We start from the raw sequence: 16,245 nt of genomic DNA on the forward strand, positions 1-16,245 counted from the left end.
TTTCACTAAATAAAGGGGGTTGTCATATGAATAAAGTTGTATCTATTGATGAAGCTATAGATCATATTAAAGATGGCATGACTATTATGATTGGTGGCTTCTTAGGATGTGGGTCACCACACAGATTAATTGACGCTCTTGTGCAAAAGGGTGTTAAAGATTTAACATTGATTTGTAATGATTCTGGTTTTCCGGAAATAGGTTCAGGTAAGTTAGTAGTAAATAAACAAATTAAAAAGCTAATAGCTTCCCATGTTGGTACAAACCGTGAAACAGGGAATCAAATGAATTCTGGCGAAATGGAAGTAATATTAGTGCCTCAAGGAACTCTTGCTGAACAAGTAAGGGCAGGGGGAGCAGGACTTGGTGGATTTTTAACACCAACAGGTGTAGGCACCATAGTTGAAGAAGGAAAAGAAAAAATAGATATCGATGGAAAGACATATCTTCTTGAAAAACCACTTAGGGCAGATGTAGCCTTAATAGCTGGAGATACTGTAGATAAATATGGTAATATTGTTTACTATGGTTCAACAAGAAACTTTAATACACTTATGGCTACTGCTGCAGATATGGTAATAGTTGAAGCTGAGAAAGTTGTAGAAGTTGGAGAAATTGATCCTAATAGTGTTGTTACTGCAGGTATATTTGTAGACTATATCGTTAATGGGGGTGACAAATAATGGATAAGAAACAATTCATTGCTAAACGTGTAGCTAAAGAACTAAAAGATGGAGACGTAGTTAACCTTGGTATTGGATTACCAACTATGGTAGCTAACTATGTACCTGAAAACATGAATGTATTTTTCCAATCAGAAAATGGATTTATAGGTCTTGGACCTGCTCCAGAAGAAGGTAAAGAAGATCCTTATATAGTAAATGCAGGTGGGCAAAGTGTAACTATTTTACCAGGAGGTATATTCTTTGATTCTGCTACATCCTTTGGTATTATCCGTGGAGGTCATGTTGATATGACAGTTCTTGGAGCACTTCAAGTAGACGAAAAGGGTAACCTTGCTAACTGGATGATACCAGGAAAAATGGTACCAGGCATGGGCGGAGCTATGGACTTAGTAACAGGTGCTAAAAAAGTAATAGTTGCTATGGAACATACTGTAAAGGGTAACCATAAAATATTGAAAGAATGTAACCTTCCATTAACGGCTGCAGGAGAGGTAAATCTCATTATTACAGAAATGGGAGTTATAGAAGTAACTGATAAAGGATTAGTATTAAAAGAAATTAATCCAGAGTATACTGTAGAAGAAGTACAGGCTGCTACAGAAGCTAAATTAATAATTGTTGAAAATTTAATAAAAATGGAAATTTAATATTTAATAGAAACTACTTGCTGTAGTACTATACTACGGCAATAGTTTCTTATTTTTTTCTAAACTATTATAAAGGGGGTCTTTTTTTATGTTTAAAAAGTTTACTAATGCTTGTGTAACAATGGTTCAAAAGTATTTGCCGGACGCTTTTATATTTGCAATTTTTCTTACAATTCTTACATTACTATTAGGAGTAATATTCACAGGGCAAGGAATTATTGAAATGATTGGGCATTGGGGAACTGGAGTATGGAGTTTATTAGCTTTTAGTATGCAAATGGTTTTGGTATTAGTAACTGGACATACTTTAGCTAGTTCAGCACCAATTAAAAAGCTATTGAGAAAATTAGCAGGAATTGCAAAAACTCCAACTCAAGCAATTATATTGGTTTCCTTTATTTCAGCAATAGGATGCTGGATTAACTGGGGATTTGGATTAGTTATTGGGGCATTATTGTCTAAGGAGTTAGCAAGACAAGTAGATGATGTAGATTATAGATTGTTGATTGCATCTGCTTATTCAGGATTTTTAGTGTGGCATGGAGGTATATCCGCCTCTATTCCTTTGACCTTAGCAACTGATGCAGCTGCTAATGCTGCACAGACAGCAGGAGCAGTTACGGAAACAATATCAACATCACAAACCATATTTTCTCCGCTTAATTTAATTATATCCTTTGTGTTGATATTTACATTACCTCTTATTAATAAAGCAATGCATCCAGATAAAAAGAATACTATTGTTGTTGATAAAAGTAAATTAATTGAAAATGAAGACGATGAATTATTTAATAAAAATGATACACCTGCTGATAAAATGGAGAATAGTAAAGTTATTAATCTTATTATATTTGCAATATCTATGGTTTATATAGTAATGTATTTTATTGAAAAAGGATTTGATTTAAACTTAAATATTGTAAATTTAATATTCCTTACATTTGGTATATTGTTCCATAGGACACCAAGAAGATTTATACATGCTATTGGAGAGGCTGTTAAAGGTGCGTCAGGTATTATTCTTCAATTTCCATTTTATGCAGGAATTATGGGTATGATGACTGGAAATAATATTGATGGTATATCATTAGGATCAGTGATATCAAATTGGTTTGTAAGTATTTCAACTGCTAGAACTTTTCCATTATATACTTTTTGGAGTGCAGGTATAGTGAATTTCTTTGTACCTTCAGGTGGAGGTCAGTGGGCGGTACAAGCTCCAATTATGATGCCTGCTGGATTAGAATTAGGAGTATCAGCTGCTAAAACAGGCCTTGCTATTTCTTGGGGAGATGCTTGGACTAATATGATTCAGCCATTTTGGGCATTACCAGCTTTAGGTATTGCAGGACTTGGCGCTAGGGACATTATGGGATACTGCTTAATAGATTTAATTTACTCGGGAATAATAATATCATTAGCGTTTTTAATCTTATAATATAGGAATAAATACAAAGATTAAATTATTACAAAAAAATATTTTATATTAAAAAACAGGTCCAAAGGCATTTGCTCTAAGGCCTGTTTTTTAGTATGATTAATTTATGATGAGAAACCACATGAGATTTAATCATAGTATAGAAATCAAAAAATGTCCTTATCTTTTGTTTAGATTTGGTCAATGATTTTAGTGTATATAATGGGGTTTATATGATTTGTAATATCATTGAAAGAAAAATTTAAGTCTTTCTAATGTTTTTATTTTCTATGTTGGAAAATTTAAACATAGTAATTTTTGCAATATTGCACTAAATTACTTGCATATTTTGTCAAAATTTTATATAATTTTAATTAGTATTTCAAAAATTATTTAGAAGGGCATATATTTATGTTATAATTATAACATACTAGAGAAACAAATATGTTTCAATGGAGTGATAATATGAGAAACAAAAACTATAAAGATACCTTACAAGGCCTAGCATTAATAAGTCAAATTGGTTTTTCAGTTATAACACCTATTTTAATTGGTGTGTACTTGGGTCAATTTATTGATAAAAAATTAGGCATGAATGGTATCTTTTCAATTATATTTATCATTCTGGGTGTTGGTGCAGGTTTTCTAAATATATTTAAATTAGCTAAAATAAAAGGCAATAAGAAGGAGTGAACAGATGAATAATGATTTAGTATTTAAAGTAGCTAAAAGAGTGTGTATATTATCCTTATTTATCATTGGAATTTCTTTTTTTATATTTAAGGAACCTAAACCAGTTATACTTGGATATGTATTTGGAGCAATAATCAGTATATTAGGATTTAAATTACTTCATAATACTATAAATAGGGCTGTAGAAATGCCACCAGATAAAGCCACTGCTTATTCTGTTGTACATTATATGTTAAGATACTTAATATACTTTGTTGTACTATCCGTAGCAATTTTAGCAGATTATTTGAATTTTTTTGCAGCTGTTTTAGGACTCTTCATGGTTAAATTTGTAATAATAGGGTCAGGAATATTTGATAAAGATTTTAACAGATAATTAATTAATAATTAATTATATATTGCATTTAGGAATTCATGGGAAAGTAATATATTATATTCAATGATGAAAGGAGGGATGTATTTGGAATTATTGCTAAAAATATTTGGAAAGGAAATTATTATACCTGACACTATTGTCAATATGTGGGTAGTTACATTACTATTAATTATATTTGCTTTTATAGTTAATAGTAAAATCAAGAAAGCTCGTACTGATGAAGTACCGTCGAATTTCCTAAATGTTGTAGAGCTAATAGTGGAATCGATAGAGGATTTAGTTAAATCAACTATGGGACCACAAAATATTAAGTTTGTACCCTATATTTTAACATTAGCATTATTCTTAGCAGTAGCCAATTTATTTGGACTACTAGGTTTTTCACCACCTACATCAGATTATTCTGTTACATTTTCTTTAGCTTTAGTTACTTTTGTTTTAACACAGTATTGGAGCTTTAGAAATGCTGGTGGTATTTTTGGATACCTAAAGGGATTTGCAGAGCCTATGGCATTCTTAACTCCCTTAAATGTAATTGGTGAATTAGCCAATCCTATTTCGTTGTCATTCCGTCTTTTTGGTAATATTATGAGTGGCGGTATTATTATGGGATTACTTTACCAAGCATTAGGGTATTTTGCACCAATTGTTGCAGCGCCATTACATGCTTATTTTGACGTATTCTCTGGATTGTTGCAAACATTTATTTTTATCATGCTATCTATGATATTCATAGGTGGTCAAGCAGAAGCAGAGTAAAATATTTTTTTAAAATTTGGGAGGAGGAAATTAAATGTTACAAGGAATAACAAGTGAAGCTTTTATATTAGGATGTTCAGCAATAGGTGCTGGTTTAGCTATGATAGCAGGTATAGGACCTGGAATAGGTCAAGGTCATGCAGCAGGTCATGGTGCAGCAGCAGTAGGTAGACAACCAGAAGCCAAAGGTGATATTACTTCAACTATGCTTTTAGGTCAAGCCGTAGCAGAGACAACAGGTATTTATGGATTGGTTATTGCCATAATCCTATTATTCGTTAGACCATTATTAACAGCTTATTTGAATTTAAAACAACAAGGATTATTATAATATCTGATGTTAATACCCCTAAAGGGGGAATCTAAGGCTAAGGAGGTTAGTTTATGTTCGTAGTTAGAGCCTTGCCAGAATTTTCATCTATGATTTTATCTTGGGCGGCTTTACTGTTGCTCTACTTGTTTCTTAGACATTTCTTATATAAACCAGTTTCACAATTTTTAAATGATAGGAAGGCAAAGATTCAATCGGATATTGATGGAGCTAAATCTTTAAAAGAGGAAGCTATAAATTTAAGAGACGATTATGAGTCAAAGATTAGTCTTGCTAAAAAGGAAAGTCAAGAAATCATTGAATCAGCTAGAAAGCGTGGAGAAGAATTGAAAGAAGATATCTTGGCAGAAGCTAGAAAAGAGGCTGAAAGTATAGTATCAAGGGCTAGACGAGAAATAACTCGTGAAAAAGAGATTGCTTTTCAAGACATTAAATCCCAAGCTGGCGAAATGGCTGTTTTAATCGCTTCTAGGATTATGGAAGAAGAGATTAAAATGGATAAACAGAAAAACTTAATCGATAAATTTATTGATGAGGTAGGTAGCTCAAAATGGCAGAATTAGTTAGTAATAGATACGCTTTAGCCCTTTTTGAAGCTGGATTGGATTTAAAGAAGATTAATGAATTTAATAAAGAAGTAGATCTTTTAAAGGATGTATTTGAAGGAGAAGAGAAATTACTTCAAATATTACAACATCCAAAGATTAATAGAGTTGAAAAAAGAGATTTAATAGATAAAATTTTCGGAAATAGTGTATCTCAAGAGATAATTAATTTTTTATATATCCTTATAGATAAAAGGCGTGAAGGCCATATTTTAAATATAGTAGATAGATATAAAGAATTATTTAATGAACACGAAAATATAATTAAAGTTGTTGCTATAACAGCAGTACCTATGGAGGAGAAATCTAAGGGAAAACTTCAAACAGTTTTATCTAATAAGTTAGGAAAGAAAATTCAGCTTACTAATGAAGTTGATACTACAATTCTAGGTGGAGTATTACTTAAACTTCAAAATAAAGAGCTAGATGGTACAGTAAAAGGTCAGTTGGAAGCCATAGGTAAAACAATTAGTAGTGCAACTAATTAGGTAGGAGTGAGGTGAGGAAATGGAGTTAAGACCAGAAGAAATAGGTTCCATTATTAAGGAACAGATTAAAAGATATGAAAAAACTTTAGATATGGTAGATGTAGGTACTGTTATTCAAGTAGGAGATGGTATCGCTAGAATACATGGACTAGAAGGATGTATGGCTGGAGAACTTATAGAATTTCCAGGAGAGGTATTTGGTATGGCTATGAACTTGGAGGAGGACAATGTTGGTTGTGTTCTTTTAGGTTCTGATGATAAGATAAAAGAAGGAGATACAGTAAAGAGAACTGGTAGAATTATAGAAGTTCCAGTTGGGGATGCTATGATAGGTAGAGTTGTTAACGCTCTTGGTCAACCAATTGATGGTAAGGGAGCTATAAACACTACTAAATTTAGCCCTATTGAGAAAATCGCTCCAGGGGTTATTACAAGAAAAAGTGTTAACCAACCTTTACAAACAGGTATCAAAGCAATAGACTCCATGATCCCAATTGGTAGAGGCCAAAGGGAACTTATAATCGGAGATAGGCAAACAGGTAAGACTGCCATTGCCCTTGATACAATAATCAATCAAAAAGGTCAGGATGTAATTTGTATATATGTAGCCATAGGACAAAAAAGGTCAACTGTAGCTCAAATAGTTGATACCCTTGAGAAACGAGGAGCTATGGATTATACAATAGTAGTATCCTCTACAGCTAGTGAATTAGCGCCATTACAATATATTGCTCCTTATGCTGGTGTAACCATAGGTGAGGAATTTATGGACAATGGTAAAGATGTTTTAATTGTATATGATGATTTATCTAAACATGCTATTGCATATAGAGCTATGTCACTATTATTAAGACGTCCACCAGGAAGAGAAGCTTTTCCAGGAGATGTATTCTATCTTCACTCAAGACTTCTTGAGAGAGCAGCAAAATTAGATGAAAAATATGGCGGCGGATCTATTACTGCATTACCTATTATAGAAACTTTAGCTGGAGATATATCTGCATATATTCCAACAAATGTTATTTCTATTACTGATGGGCAGATTTTCTTAGAGACAGACCTTTTCTTTGCTGGTCAAAGACCAGCTATAAACTCAGGACTTTCTGTTTCTAGAGTTGGGGGTTCTGCACAAATTAAAGCTATGAAAAAAGTTGCAGGAAGGATTAAATTAGAGTTAGCTCAATATCGTGAGTTAGCTGCATTTGCTCAATTTGGTTCCGAGTTAGATAAAGAAACTAAGTCAATACTTGACCAAGGTGTTAGAATGCTTGAAATTTTAAAACAACCTCAATATAGTCCAGTATCTGTTGAGCATCAAGTAGTTATACTTTATGCTGCACTTAATAAACATCTTTCAGATATACCTGTGAATAAAGTATCTATTTTTGAAAAAGAATTCTTACAGTTTGTGGATAATAATTATCCTGATATATTAGAAAGCATAAAAACAACAAAAGACTTAACAGATGAAAATGCAGAAAGAATAGTAGTGGCTATTACTGAATTTAAAAAGAACTTTCAATAATTATCAATTGGCAAATGTCAATTGATTTAAGGTGGTGTAAATCTTGGCTGAAACAACAAGAGATATTAAAAGACGTATAAAAGGAATTAGCAATACAAGACAGATTACCAAGGCTATGGAATTAGTTTCATCAGCAAAGTTGAAACGTGCCAGAGAGAGATTGGAAAAATCTAGACCATATTATAATACTGTTCTTAGTAATATCCAGGATATTTTAGCTACTACAGGACGAATGAAACATCCCTTATTAGATACTAGGGAGGTTAAATCTTCTTTATATATTGTAATAGCTGCTGATAGAGGACTTGCAGGAGGGTATAATGCAAGCGTAATTAGATTAGCAGAGAATAAGATAAAGGAAGCTAATAAAGATGCTAAAATCATTACAGTAGGAACTAAGGCAAGGGATTATTTTAAGAAAAGATCCTATGATGTAATAGGTGAATTTGTTGGAATAGTTGAGGAACCAGAGTTCTCTGATGCCAGAAAAATTGGTAATATGGCACTGGAATTATATAAAGACAAGGTCGTTGATGAAATAAATATAATTTATACTAAATTTTTAGGAACTATTTCTCAAGAACCTGGGATTTTAAGATTACTTCCTTCTACGGAAGTCCGAGAAGGTTCAGGTGAAAGAAGGACTGTCACTGAATTTGAACCTTCAACTGAAGAAGTTCTTGAGTTTTTAATTCCAAAATATATACAAAGTACTATCTATGGAGCCCTAATAGAATCTTCTTCTAGCGAGCAGGCAGCTAGAAGGGTGGCCATGGAGGCTGCTACAGATAATGCTGAGGAAATGATTGATGAACTTAACATCAGCTATAATAGGGCAAGACAAGCGGCAATTACTATGGAAATATCTGAGATTGTCTCAGGTGCCGATGCTCTAAAGTAAGTATGAAAGGAGAGGGCAAATGGAAAAGACAAAAGGAAAAATTGTTCAAGTTATAGGCCCTGTAGTTGATATTCGATTTAATGAAGATAGCCTACCAGAGCTATTAAATGCTATTGAAATAGATATGAATGAAAAGAAATTAATTGTAGAAGTAGCTCAGCACGTTGGAGATGACACCGTTAGATGCGTTGCCATGGATTCAACAGATGGACTTGTAAGAGGGATGGAGGCTACAAATACTGGAAAGTCTATTGCTGTTCCTGTAGGTAAAGAGACCTTGGGAAGACTTTTCAATGTATTAGGTGAAGCCATTGATGGTAAGGGAGAAGTTAAAGCAAAACAAACTTCACCTATCCATAGACCAGCTCCATCCTTTGAAGAACAGGAAACTTCTAAGGAAATATTTGAAACGGGGATCAAAGTAGTAGACCTTATTGCACCATATTCTAAAGGTGGTAAGGTAGGTTTATTTGGTGGTGCTGGAGTAGGCAAAACAGTACTTATCCAAGAGTTAATAAATAACATTGCAACACAACATGGTGGCTTATCTGTTTTTACTGGTGTAGGGGAAAGAACTAGAGAAGGTAATGACCTATACTATGAAATGATTGAATCTGGAGTAATAGATAAGACAGCATTAGTATTTGGTCAAATGAATGAGCCCCCTGGAGCTAGAATGAGAGTAGCTTTAACTGGACTTACTATGGCAGAGTACTTTAGAGATCAAGAAGGTCAAGACGTGTTACTATTTATAGACAATATATTTAGGTTTACACAGGCAGGTTCAGAAGTATCTGCTCTATTAGGTAGAATGCCTTCAGCTGTAGGGTATCAACCAACTTTAGCTACAGAAATGGGTGCTTTACAGGAGAGAATTACTTCAACTAAGAAAGGCTCCATTACTTCTGTTCAAGCAGTATATGTACCAGCAGATGACTTAACTGACCCGGCTCCTGCTACTACCTTTGCTCACTTAGACGCTACTACAGTATTATCACGTCAGATTTCTGAGCTTGGTATTTATCCAGCGGTTGACCCATTGGACTCAACTTCTAGAATTCTAGATCCTGAAGTAGTTGGTAAGGAACATTATGAAGTAGCAAGACAAGTGCAAGAGATTCTTCAAAGATATAAAGATCTTCAAGATATAATAGCTATTCTAGGAATAGATGAGCTTTCAGATGATGATAGACTTATAGTTGCACGAGCTAGAAAGATTCAAAGATTCTTATCTCAACCATTTACTGTTGCAGAACAATTTACTGGAATGAAAGGTAAATATGTACCAATTAAAGAAACAGTTAGAGGATTTAAAGAAATCCTTGAAGGAAAACATGATGATTTACCAGAATCGGCCTTCTTATTTGTAGGTACTATTGATGAAGCGGTACAAAAAGCTAAAGAGATGGAGGGTTAATTATGTTTCATTTGGATATAGTAACCCCCGATAAACCGTTTTTTTCAGATGAAGTAGAAATGGTTATAGTTAGAGGTATAGAAGGTGATATGGCTATTCTAGAAGGAAGAGCACCTATTACAACACCTCTTAAAATAGGAATGGTGAGAATATTCCAAGAAGGCCAAGAAAAAGTGGCTGCTTTAGTAGATGGATATGTTTCAGTAGTAGATAATAAAACTACTATAGTAACAGAGGCTGCTGAATGGCCCCATGAGATAGATAAAGATAGAGCCAAGGCAGCTAAAGAAAGAGCGGAAAATTTATTAAAAAGCGGGAAAGATAATATAGATATAGAACGGGCAGAATTAGCACTTAGACGGGCAATAAATAGATTAGAGGTTTCAAATTTAAAAAAATTTGATGAATAAATAGGTATAAAAAGTACCCAACTATGGTAATACTTTTATCATAGGAAGAGGGTACTTTCTTTATTTAAATGTTTTGTCCCCCTTTACATTTTTAAGAAAGTACCTTTCCTTAAATTTCAAGGATTCAAGGAGGGGTATAAATGAAAAAAATTATTTTATTTGCAATTATATTATCATTATTAATACCAACACTTACAATGGCAGGAAAAAGACATAGTGAGAAGGATATCTTGGAAACCATATTAAAAGAATTTAATGGTGAGTTTCTTGAAGGGGACCTTAATATGGGAGGCGTAATAATTGATGAATTTATATCTAAGGAAGAAATTGAATCTCTAGGGGAAAAGGTTAAGGACTCTTTAGAAATAATTGGAGAAGAAGCAGATATTAATGAAGACATTAACGCTGATATAGAAAGTAATGGCGGACAATTTTATAAAGAAACTATTTATGAAGATGGATTTAATCATATGTCAATTTATGGATACGATGTACATGAAAATCCAATAACTATAGTAATCTCATCTTATCTAAGTTCTGATACAAATAATGGGGAAACTACCCTCTTTATTAACTTAAGAAAAAAGGAGCAAAATTTTAGTATTAATGGTATAATAGAGAAGATAGAAAATATATTTAAAGATTATGGAAAATCTTTAGAAATCACCACTTGTGTAATAGGAACAATTGAAGGTGATTTAGAAACAAAGGCATTGACTAAAACAGTAGCTAAAGCAATGAAAAAGATTAAAGGAAAAGTTGTAGAAGAATATGTAGATACATCAATTTTTAGCTATACAGTCTATACACCCCTTATAGAAAGTTTCATATTTTCTGGTGAAAAAAAAGTTAACTTAAATCTAGCAATAAGGTATAATGAATATGAAAATAAAAATTATATTTGGATAGGAACACCTATTATTACCACTGGATATTAAAATTAGGAGGAGATTTGCTTGGAGAAAATAATGGTGGAAAAGAGCCCTCCACTAAAGGGAAGAGTGAGAATATCTGGCGCGAAGAATTCAGCACTTCCTATATTGGCAGCTTCTTTACTTGGAACAGAAGACATAATCTTAGAAGATGTGCCAAATTTAAAAGATGTAGAGGTAATATGTGAAGTACTTATGTCTTTAGGGGCTAAAGTTCAGCATTTAGATAAGGGTATTATAAAGATTAACTCAGCTAATATTAATAATTATGAAACAAAATATGAATTAATGAGTAAAATGAGAGCATCATTTTTAGTTATGGGACCATTGCTAACAAGGTTAGGTAAAACTAAAAATTCTTTACCAGGTGGTTGTGCCATAGGTACTAGACCAATAGATTTACATTTAAAAGGATTTAAAGCTCTAGGAGCAACTATAGATGTAGACCATGGAAATATTAGTGCATATGCAGATAAATTAATAGGTGATAAAATTTACTTAGACTTTCCTTCTGTTGGAGCAACAGAAAATATAATGATGGCAGCAGTATTAGCCGAAGGCGAGACAATATTAGATAATGCAGCTATGGAGCCAGAGATAGTGGATTTAGCTAGCTTTTTAAATAAGCTTGGAGCAGATATTAAAGGTGCTGGAACATCAACTATTAGAATTAGAGGAGTAAAGAAATTAGGTGGAGGAGTCCATTCAATTATTCCTGACAGAATAGAAGCAGGCACCTTTATGGTGGCAGCTGCTATTAGTAAGGGAGATATAATAGTAGAAAATGTTATAACATCTCATATAAAGCCAGTAATAGCAAAGCTTAAAGAAGTGGGATGCAAAGTAATTGAAAATGGTGATTCAGTTAGGGTTATTGGTACTAAGGATTTAAAAGCGATAGATGTAAAAACCATGCCTTATCCAGGATTTCCTACAGATATGCAAGCACAATTTATGGCGCTTATGAGTATTTGTAAAGGAACTTCTGTATGTATAGAAACAGTTTTTGAAAACAGATTTATGCATGTTGATGAATTAAAGAGGATGGGTGCAGATATAAAAATAGATGGTAGGTCAGCAATTATACAAGGCGTAGATAATCTAACATCAGCACCAGTAAAAGCATCTGATTTAAGAGCTGGAGCTGCTTTAGTATTAGCAGGTTTAGTATCTGAAGGAACTACTGAAATTGATAATATTTATCATATAGATAGAGGATATGACAGTATAGAGGAGAAATTTACAAAATTAGGAGCAATTATATATAGAAAAACAGTGAATAAGTAATAGTAAATAACTAAAAGTGAATAATATAGGCAAGCTTTGCTTGCTTGATAACGAATAACTAATAGTAGGAAAGAGATTTTTTCTTTTCAGCTATTGGTTATTTTATTTTTTGTTTTATATATTAGTTATTCACTGTTTTTAAAGCATTTTCCACTCTTCACTATATAATATACGAATAGTTAAAGCATAATGCTTCAATTAGTCGCATATTATATTACATACTAAAGGCAAAGAGGGGGAGAAGATGAAGAGATTAGGAGCTTACATTTGTACAGTCTTGATAATAACTATATTATTACCTACGGTTATTGTTAAGACTTTTAAATTTGTACCTAAAGGAAGCACTGCTCAAGGAGAGACCTTAGAGCCAGAAGAACCGGTGGTTATAAAAGAGGAGGTACCTACGGAGACCAATTATTTATATGAAACGGTAAAAATTTATGATGCAAAGAATGATAAGGCAGATGATATTAATATAGAAGAGTATGTAAAAGGTGTAGTTGCGGCAGAGATGCCGGCAGAATTTCACATGGAGGCATTAAAGGCTCAGGCAGTAGCTGCTAGAACCTATGCAATTAGTAGAAGTATAAAATACAAAGATGGGCATCCTAGTCACTTGTCCGCTCCTCTTTGTAATGGTATTCACTGTCAAGCATATTTATCCCTTTCTCAACTTAAAGAAATTCATGGTGACGCTTGGGTAGAGAAATATTGGACTAAAATTGAGGATGCTGTAAATTCTACTAGAAATTTGGGGATTTTTTATAATGGACAAATTGTAGAGCCTTTATATCACTCTACTTCAGGAGGTAGAACGGAAGATGTGCAAGATGTATTTGCTGTAGAAGTACCTTATCTAAAATCTGTGTCTAGTCCATATGAAGAAGAAGCACCTAAGTTTAAAAATACTATTACTTTAACTACAGATGAATTTATTGAAAAGATAAAAGCTAAATATCCAGATACTAGTATAAATAAAGATAATCTTCATGAGAAAATTAAACTAATAGAGAGGACAATGACAGGAAGAGTAAAAAAGGTTGCCATAGACCAAATTATAATGGATGGAAGAGATTTAAGGGATTTACTTAGTTTAAATTCCACTAATTTTACTATATCCTTAGATAAGAGATTAAATATTATAGAAATAGAAACATATGGATCTGGTCATGGCGTAGGTATGAGTCAATGGGGAGCTAATGGAATGGGGAAAAATGGAAGTACATTTGAGGAAATACTTAAACATTATTATACAGGTATTGAGATAAAAGAAATAAGTAATTAAAAAATATATTTATGCTCAGATTATTTAGATCATTTAAGCCTGAAAATATTTTATAAAAAATTACGCAAAAAAGCGTAATTTTTTTGTATGTAAATTTCCAATCTGGAAATACTAGGTAATGGAGGTGGAGATATGAAAAATAAACTAATAAAGCTAATGGAAAAAGAAGGATTTATCTTATTCTTATTTGTATGTGTATGTGTAATTGCTGGAGGAACGTTATTCTTGTCTATGCGAAATATTAATGCAAACCAAAATATAAAAGATAGTGATCTTGTAATTTTGGACGAGAGTGACAAGGCTAAAGAAGATAAAGTAGAAGATTATGATGAGAATCCTTATATGGCAAATTTATCTAATCTAGGGGTAGACAATAAAGAAATATCTAATAAAGAAGTACCTAAGACAGAAACAGAAACAAACATTACGAAGCCAGAAGATACTAAAGAAGAAGTTTTAGAAGCCAGTGTAGGGGAAGATAATTATGCGGAGGTCAAAGGTAAAGTTGATGAGTTGGAATTTGAAGATGATGAATATGAAGAAAAAGATGCCAACTTAGTTGAAGAAGCTAAAACTATTTTTCTTCCAATAGAGGGAGCTATAATTACAGATTATACTTCTGATTCTTTAATTTACTCAGAAACCCTAGAGGCTTGGGTAGGACATGGAGGTATAGATATTGAGGCTTCTGAAGGAACTATAGTTAAAGCAGCAGCAGATGGAGTAGTAAAAGAAGTATATGAGGATGAACTGTGGGGAATAGTAATATTAATAGATCACGGAGGGGATTTACAAACTAGATATTCAGGTCTTGGAACTAAAGAAATGATAAAGGTAGGTTCTAATGTTAAAAAAGGAGATCATATATCTAAAGTAGGTAATACGGCAAAGATTGAAATGCTAATGAAACCACATCTTCATTTTGAGGTTATAAAAAATGGAAAATTAGTAGATCCACGTTCTATTAACAACTAAAAATGCATAAGTATTTATTGAATACCCAAAATGTCAGGGGGTTGATTAGGTGAAAGATTATATAGAAGAACGAACAATAGAAGTTGCAAAATACATAATTGCGAATAAAAGTACTGTTCGAGATACAGCTAAAGTTTTTGGGTGTAGTAAATCAACGATTCATAAAGATTTAACCGAGAGATTACCAAAGATAAATCCAAATTTAGCTCATATGGTAAAAGAACTTTTAGACCTAAACAAGGCTGAAAGGCATATAAGAGGTGGTAGAGCAACTAAACTAAAGTATAGTGCGTCTAATGAGTAAAAAGGTCCCTTAATAGGGACTTTTTAACTTTTTGTAAATTTTTGGGGAAAATTTTAAAAAAAGAAGGAATTTTGAAATTTATGTAGAATACTATATTGGATAAGGATAATTAGGGGGGATTCAGATTGGGATTTAGAACTGATATAGGTATAGATTTAGGAACAGCAAGTATTTTAGTATATGTAAGAGGAAAAGGCATAGTTTTAAAAGAACCTTCTGTCGTTGCAATTGATCAAAATACAAATAAATTTTTAGCTGTTGGTGAGGAAGCAAGAAAGATGTTAGGCAGAACCCCTGGAAATATTATAGCCATTAGACCTATGAAAGATGGGGTTATATCTGATTATGATACAACAGAAAGAATGTTAAAATATTTTATACAGAGAGCTGCAGGTAAATATTTACTTAAACCTAGAGTAATAGTATGTGTACCAAGTGGCATAACTGAAGTAGAAAAAAGGGCAGTTATACAAGCTAGTAATCAAGCTGGTGCCATAAAGACATATATAATTGAAGAACCTATTGCTGCTGCCATTGGAGCAGGAATAGATATAACAGAGCCAAATGGAAATATGATAGTTGATATAGGTGGAGGAACTACAGATGTAGCTGTTATTTCACTGGGAGGCATAGTAGTTAGCCGTTCCATAAAGATAGCAGGAGATGAATGTGATGAGGCTGTATCTAAATATATTAAGAAAAAATATAATATGATGATTGGAGAAAGATCTGCTGAAGAATTAAAACTTAGTATTGGTTCTGCATATAAAAGAGAAAAAGAAGAGTTTAATGAAGTAAGAGGAAGAAACTTACTTACAGGACTACCTATAACTGTAAATATATCATCTGATGATATGCTTGATGCTTTAAAGGAACCAATACAGGAGATCATAGACACAGTTCATATAGTTCTTGAAAGGACTCCGCCAGAACTAGCTGCTGATATTAGCAATAAAGGAATACTATTAACTGGAGGAGGGGCTTTGCTTTATGGCATGGACAAGCTACTTACAGAAAAAACAGGAATTCCAGTAAGTATAGCAGATGAACCGATTTCTTGTGTTGCTAGAGGAACTGGAAGAGCTTTATCTTGGGTGAAATATCTTGACAATAATATAGTAGAAGACAGCGTAAGAAAAAAATATGGAAATTAAAGTTTTTGTTAAATTAGTCGATAAGATATTAGAGAATAAAGAGAGTAGTTTCG

At 32.8% G+C, this 16,245-nt stretch carries 19 protein-coding genes; all 19 read left to right on the forward strand.

The features are described from left to right. Positions 1-26 precede the first annotated feature (26 nt). A complete protein-coding gene (gene atoD, locus ABWP20_RS03325; protein ID WP_353093723.1) occupies positions 27-683 on the forward strand; it encodes an acetate CoA-transferase subunit alpha in 657 nt (218 codons plus the stop codon). Next, positions 683-1,333 (forward strand): CoA transferase subunit B, encoded by a 651-nt coding sequence (locus ABWP20_RS03330; protein ID WP_353093725.1) that lies wholly within the window; start codon positions 683-685, stop codon positions 1,331-1,333. Before atoD ends, ABWP20_RS03330 begins: the two co-directional genes overlap by 1 nt. A gap of 88 nt (positions 1,334-1,421) precedes the next feature. Beyond that, the gene (locus ABWP20_RS03335) at positions 1,422-2,771 is read left to right on the forward strand and encodes a short-chain fatty acid transporter (RefSeq protein WP_353093727.1); all 1,350 of its coding nucleotides are present in this window, start codon (positions 1,422-1,424) and stop codon (positions 2,769-2,771) included. A gap of 444 nt (positions 2,772-3,215) precedes the next feature. Next, positions 3,216-3,443 carry an AtpZ/AtpI family protein gene (locus ABWP20_RS03340; RefSeq protein ID WP_353093729.1) on the forward strand — a complete coding sequence of 76 codons (228 nt, stop codon included), beginning with the start codon at positions 3,216-3,218 and terminating at the stop codon, positions 3,441-3,443. Between the two features lie 4 nt (positions 3,444-3,447). Next, the gene (locus tag ABWP20_RS03345) at positions 3,448-3,819 is read left to right on the forward strand and encodes an ATP synthase subunit I (RefSeq protein ID WP_353093731.1); all 372 of its coding nucleotides are present in this window, start codon (positions 3,448-3,450) and stop codon (positions 3,817-3,819) included. A 78-nt stretch (positions 3,820-3,897) separates the two neighbouring features. Next, the gene (atpB, locus tag ABWP20_RS03350; protein WP_353093733.1) at positions 3,898-4,578 is read left to right on the forward strand and encodes a F0F1 ATP synthase subunit A; all 681 of its coding nucleotides are present in this window, start codon (positions 3,898-3,900) and stop codon (positions 4,576-4,578) included. A 34-nt stretch (positions 4,579-4,612) separates the two neighbouring features. Continuing rightward, positions 4,613-4,909: an ATP synthase F0 subunit C gene (atpE, locus tag ABWP20_RS03355; RefSeq protein ID WP_353093735.1), complete on the forward strand. Its 297-nt coding sequence runs from the start codon at positions 4,613-4,615 to the stop codon at positions 4,907-4,909. Between the two features lie 53 nt (positions 4,910-4,962). Further along, the gene (atpF, locus tag ABWP20_RS03360) at positions 4,963-5,472 is read left to right on the forward strand and encodes a F0F1 ATP synthase subunit B (protein ID WP_353093736.1); all 510 of its coding nucleotides are present in this window, start codon (positions 4,963-4,965) and stop codon (positions 5,470-5,472) included. After that, positions 5,460-6,002, forward strand: coding sequence for a F0F1 ATP synthase subunit delta (locus ABWP20_RS03365; protein WP_353093738.1), 543 nt, complete (start codon positions 5,460-5,462; stop codon positions 6,000-6,002). Before atpF ends, ABWP20_RS03365 begins: the two co-directional genes overlap by 13 nt. 19 nt (positions 6,003-6,021) lie before the next feature. Continuing rightward, complete coding sequence (gene atpA, locus ABWP20_RS03370; protein WP_353093740.1) at positions 6,022-7,527, forward strand: F0F1 ATP synthase subunit alpha; 1,506 nt, start codon at positions 6,022-6,024, stop codon at positions 7,525-7,527. Positions 7,528-7,570: 43 nt separating this feature from the next. Further along, positions 7,571-8,428 carry an ATP synthase F1 subunit gamma gene (gene atpG, locus ABWP20_RS03375; protein ID WP_353093742.1) on the forward strand — a complete coding sequence of 286 codons (858 nt, stop codon included), beginning with the start codon at positions 7,571-7,573 and terminating at the stop codon, positions 8,426-8,428. 19 nt (positions 8,429-8,447) lie between these two features. Then, positions 8,448-9,845 carry a F0F1 ATP synthase subunit beta gene (gene atpD, locus ABWP20_RS03380; protein WP_353093744.1) on the forward strand — a complete coding sequence of 466 codons (1,398 nt, stop codon included), beginning with the start codon at positions 8,448-8,450 and terminating at the stop codon, positions 9,843-9,845. Positions 9,846-9,847: 2 nt separating this feature from the next. Then, a complete protein-coding gene (gene atpC / locus ABWP20_RS03385) occupies positions 9,848-10,255 on the forward strand; it encodes an ATP synthase F1 subunit epsilon (RefSeq protein ID WP_353093746.1) in 408 nt (135 codons plus the stop codon). Between the two features lie 140 nt (positions 10,256-10,395). Next, complete coding sequence (locus ABWP20_RS03390; RefSeq protein ID WP_353093748.1) at positions 10,396-11,193, forward strand: YwmB family TATA-box binding protein; 798 nt, start codon at positions 10,396-10,398, stop codon at positions 11,191-11,193. A gap of 18 nt (positions 11,194-11,211) precedes the next feature. Next, a complete protein-coding gene (gene murA, locus ABWP20_RS03395) occupies positions 11,212-12,474 on the forward strand; it encodes a UDP-N-acetylglucosamine 1-carboxyvinyltransferase (protein ID WP_353093750.1) in 1,263 nt (420 codons plus the stop codon). Between the two features lie 244 nt (positions 12,475-12,718). Beyond that, entirely contained in the window at positions 12,719-13,759 is a 1,041-nt protein-coding gene (spoIID, locus tag ABWP20_RS03400) for a stage II sporulation protein D (RefSeq protein ID WP_353093751.1), read from the forward strand. 132 nt (positions 13,760-13,891) lie between these two features. Further along, positions 13,892-14,734, forward strand: a complete 843-nt coding sequence (locus tag ABWP20_RS03405) for a peptidoglycan DD-metalloendopeptidase family protein (RefSeq protein WP_353093753.1) — start codon at positions 13,892-13,894, stop codon at positions 14,732-14,734. A 49-nt stretch (positions 14,735-14,783) separates the two neighbouring features. Next, positions 14,784-15,038: a sporulation transcriptional regulator SpoIIID gene (gene spoIIID / locus ABWP20_RS03410; RefSeq protein ID WP_072975668.1), complete on the forward strand. Its 255-nt coding sequence runs from the start codon at positions 14,784-14,786 to the stop codon at positions 15,036-15,038. A gap of 125 nt (positions 15,039-15,163) precedes the next feature. Next, the gene (locus ABWP20_RS03415) at positions 15,164-16,192 is read left to right on the forward strand and encodes a rod shape-determining protein (RefSeq protein ID WP_353093756.1); all 1,029 of its coding nucleotides are present in this window, start codon (positions 15,164-15,166) and stop codon (positions 16,190-16,192) included. Positions 16,193-16,245 lie beyond the last annotated feature (53 nt).

It is taken from the genome of Tissierella praeacuta (genome assembly GCF_040396155.1).
GTDB classification, from domain to species: domain Bacteria; phylum Bacillota; class Clostridia; order Tissierellales; family Tissierellaceae; genus Tissierella; species Tissierella praeacuta_A.

Bases quoted from the DNA above. Each gene is read 5' to 3' on its own strand.
- atpF (WP_353093736.1), top strand. From the start codon at position 4,963: ATGTTCGTAGTTAGAGCCTTGCCAGAATTTTCATCTATGATTTTATCT.
- ABWP20_RS03335 (WP_353093727.1), top strand. From the start codon at position 1,422: ATGTTTAAAAAGTTTACTAATGCTTGTGTAACAATGGTTCAAAAGTAT.
- atpD (WP_353093744.1), top strand. From the start codon at position 8,448: ATGGAAAAGACAAAAGGAAAAATTGTTCAAGTTATAGGCCCTGTAGTT.
- atoD (WP_353093723.1), top strand. From the start codon at position 27: ATGAATAAAGTTGTATCTATTGATGAAGCTATAGATCATATTAAAGAT.
- atpA (WP_353093740.1), top strand. From the start codon at position 6,022: ATGGAGTTAAGACCAGAAGAAATAGGTTCCATTATTAAGGAACAGATT.
- atpC (WP_353093746.1), top strand. From the start codon at position 9,848: ATGTTTCATTTGGATATAGTAACCCCCGATAAACCGTTTTTTTCAGAT.
- ABWP20_RS03390 (WP_353093748.1), top strand. From the start codon at position 10,396: ATGAAAAAAATTATTTTATTTGCAATTATATTATCATTATTAATACCA.
- ABWP20_RS03340 (WP_353093729.1), top strand. From the start codon at position 3,216: ATGAGAAACAAAAACTATAAAGATACCTTACAAGGCCTAGCATTAATA.
- atpB (WP_353093733.1), top strand. From the start codon at position 3,898: ATGTATTTGGAATTATTGCTAAAAATATTTGGAAAGGAAATTATTATA.
- ABWP20_RS03345 (WP_353093731.1), top strand. From the start codon at position 3,448: ATGAATAATGATTTAGTATTTAAAGTAGCTAAAAGAGTGTGTATATTA.
- ABWP20_RS03365 (WP_353093738.1), top strand. From the start codon at position 5,460: ATGGCAGAATTAGTTAGTAATAGATACGCTTTAGCCCTTTTTGAAGCT.
- ABWP20_RS03405 (WP_353093753.1), top strand. From the start codon at position 13,892: ATGAAAAATAAACTAATAAAGCTAATGGAAAAAGAAGGATTTATCTTA.
- spoIID (WP_353093751.1), top strand. From the start codon at position 12,719: ATGAAGAGATTAGGAGCTTACATTTGTACAGTCTTGATAATAACTATA.
- atpE (WP_353093735.1), top strand. From the start codon at position 4,613: ATGTTACAAGGAATAACAAGTGAAGCTTTTATATTAGGATGTTCAGCA.
- ABWP20_RS03330 (WP_353093725.1), top strand. From the start codon at position 683: ATGGATAAGAAACAATTCATTGCTAAACGTGTAGCTAAAGAACTAAAA.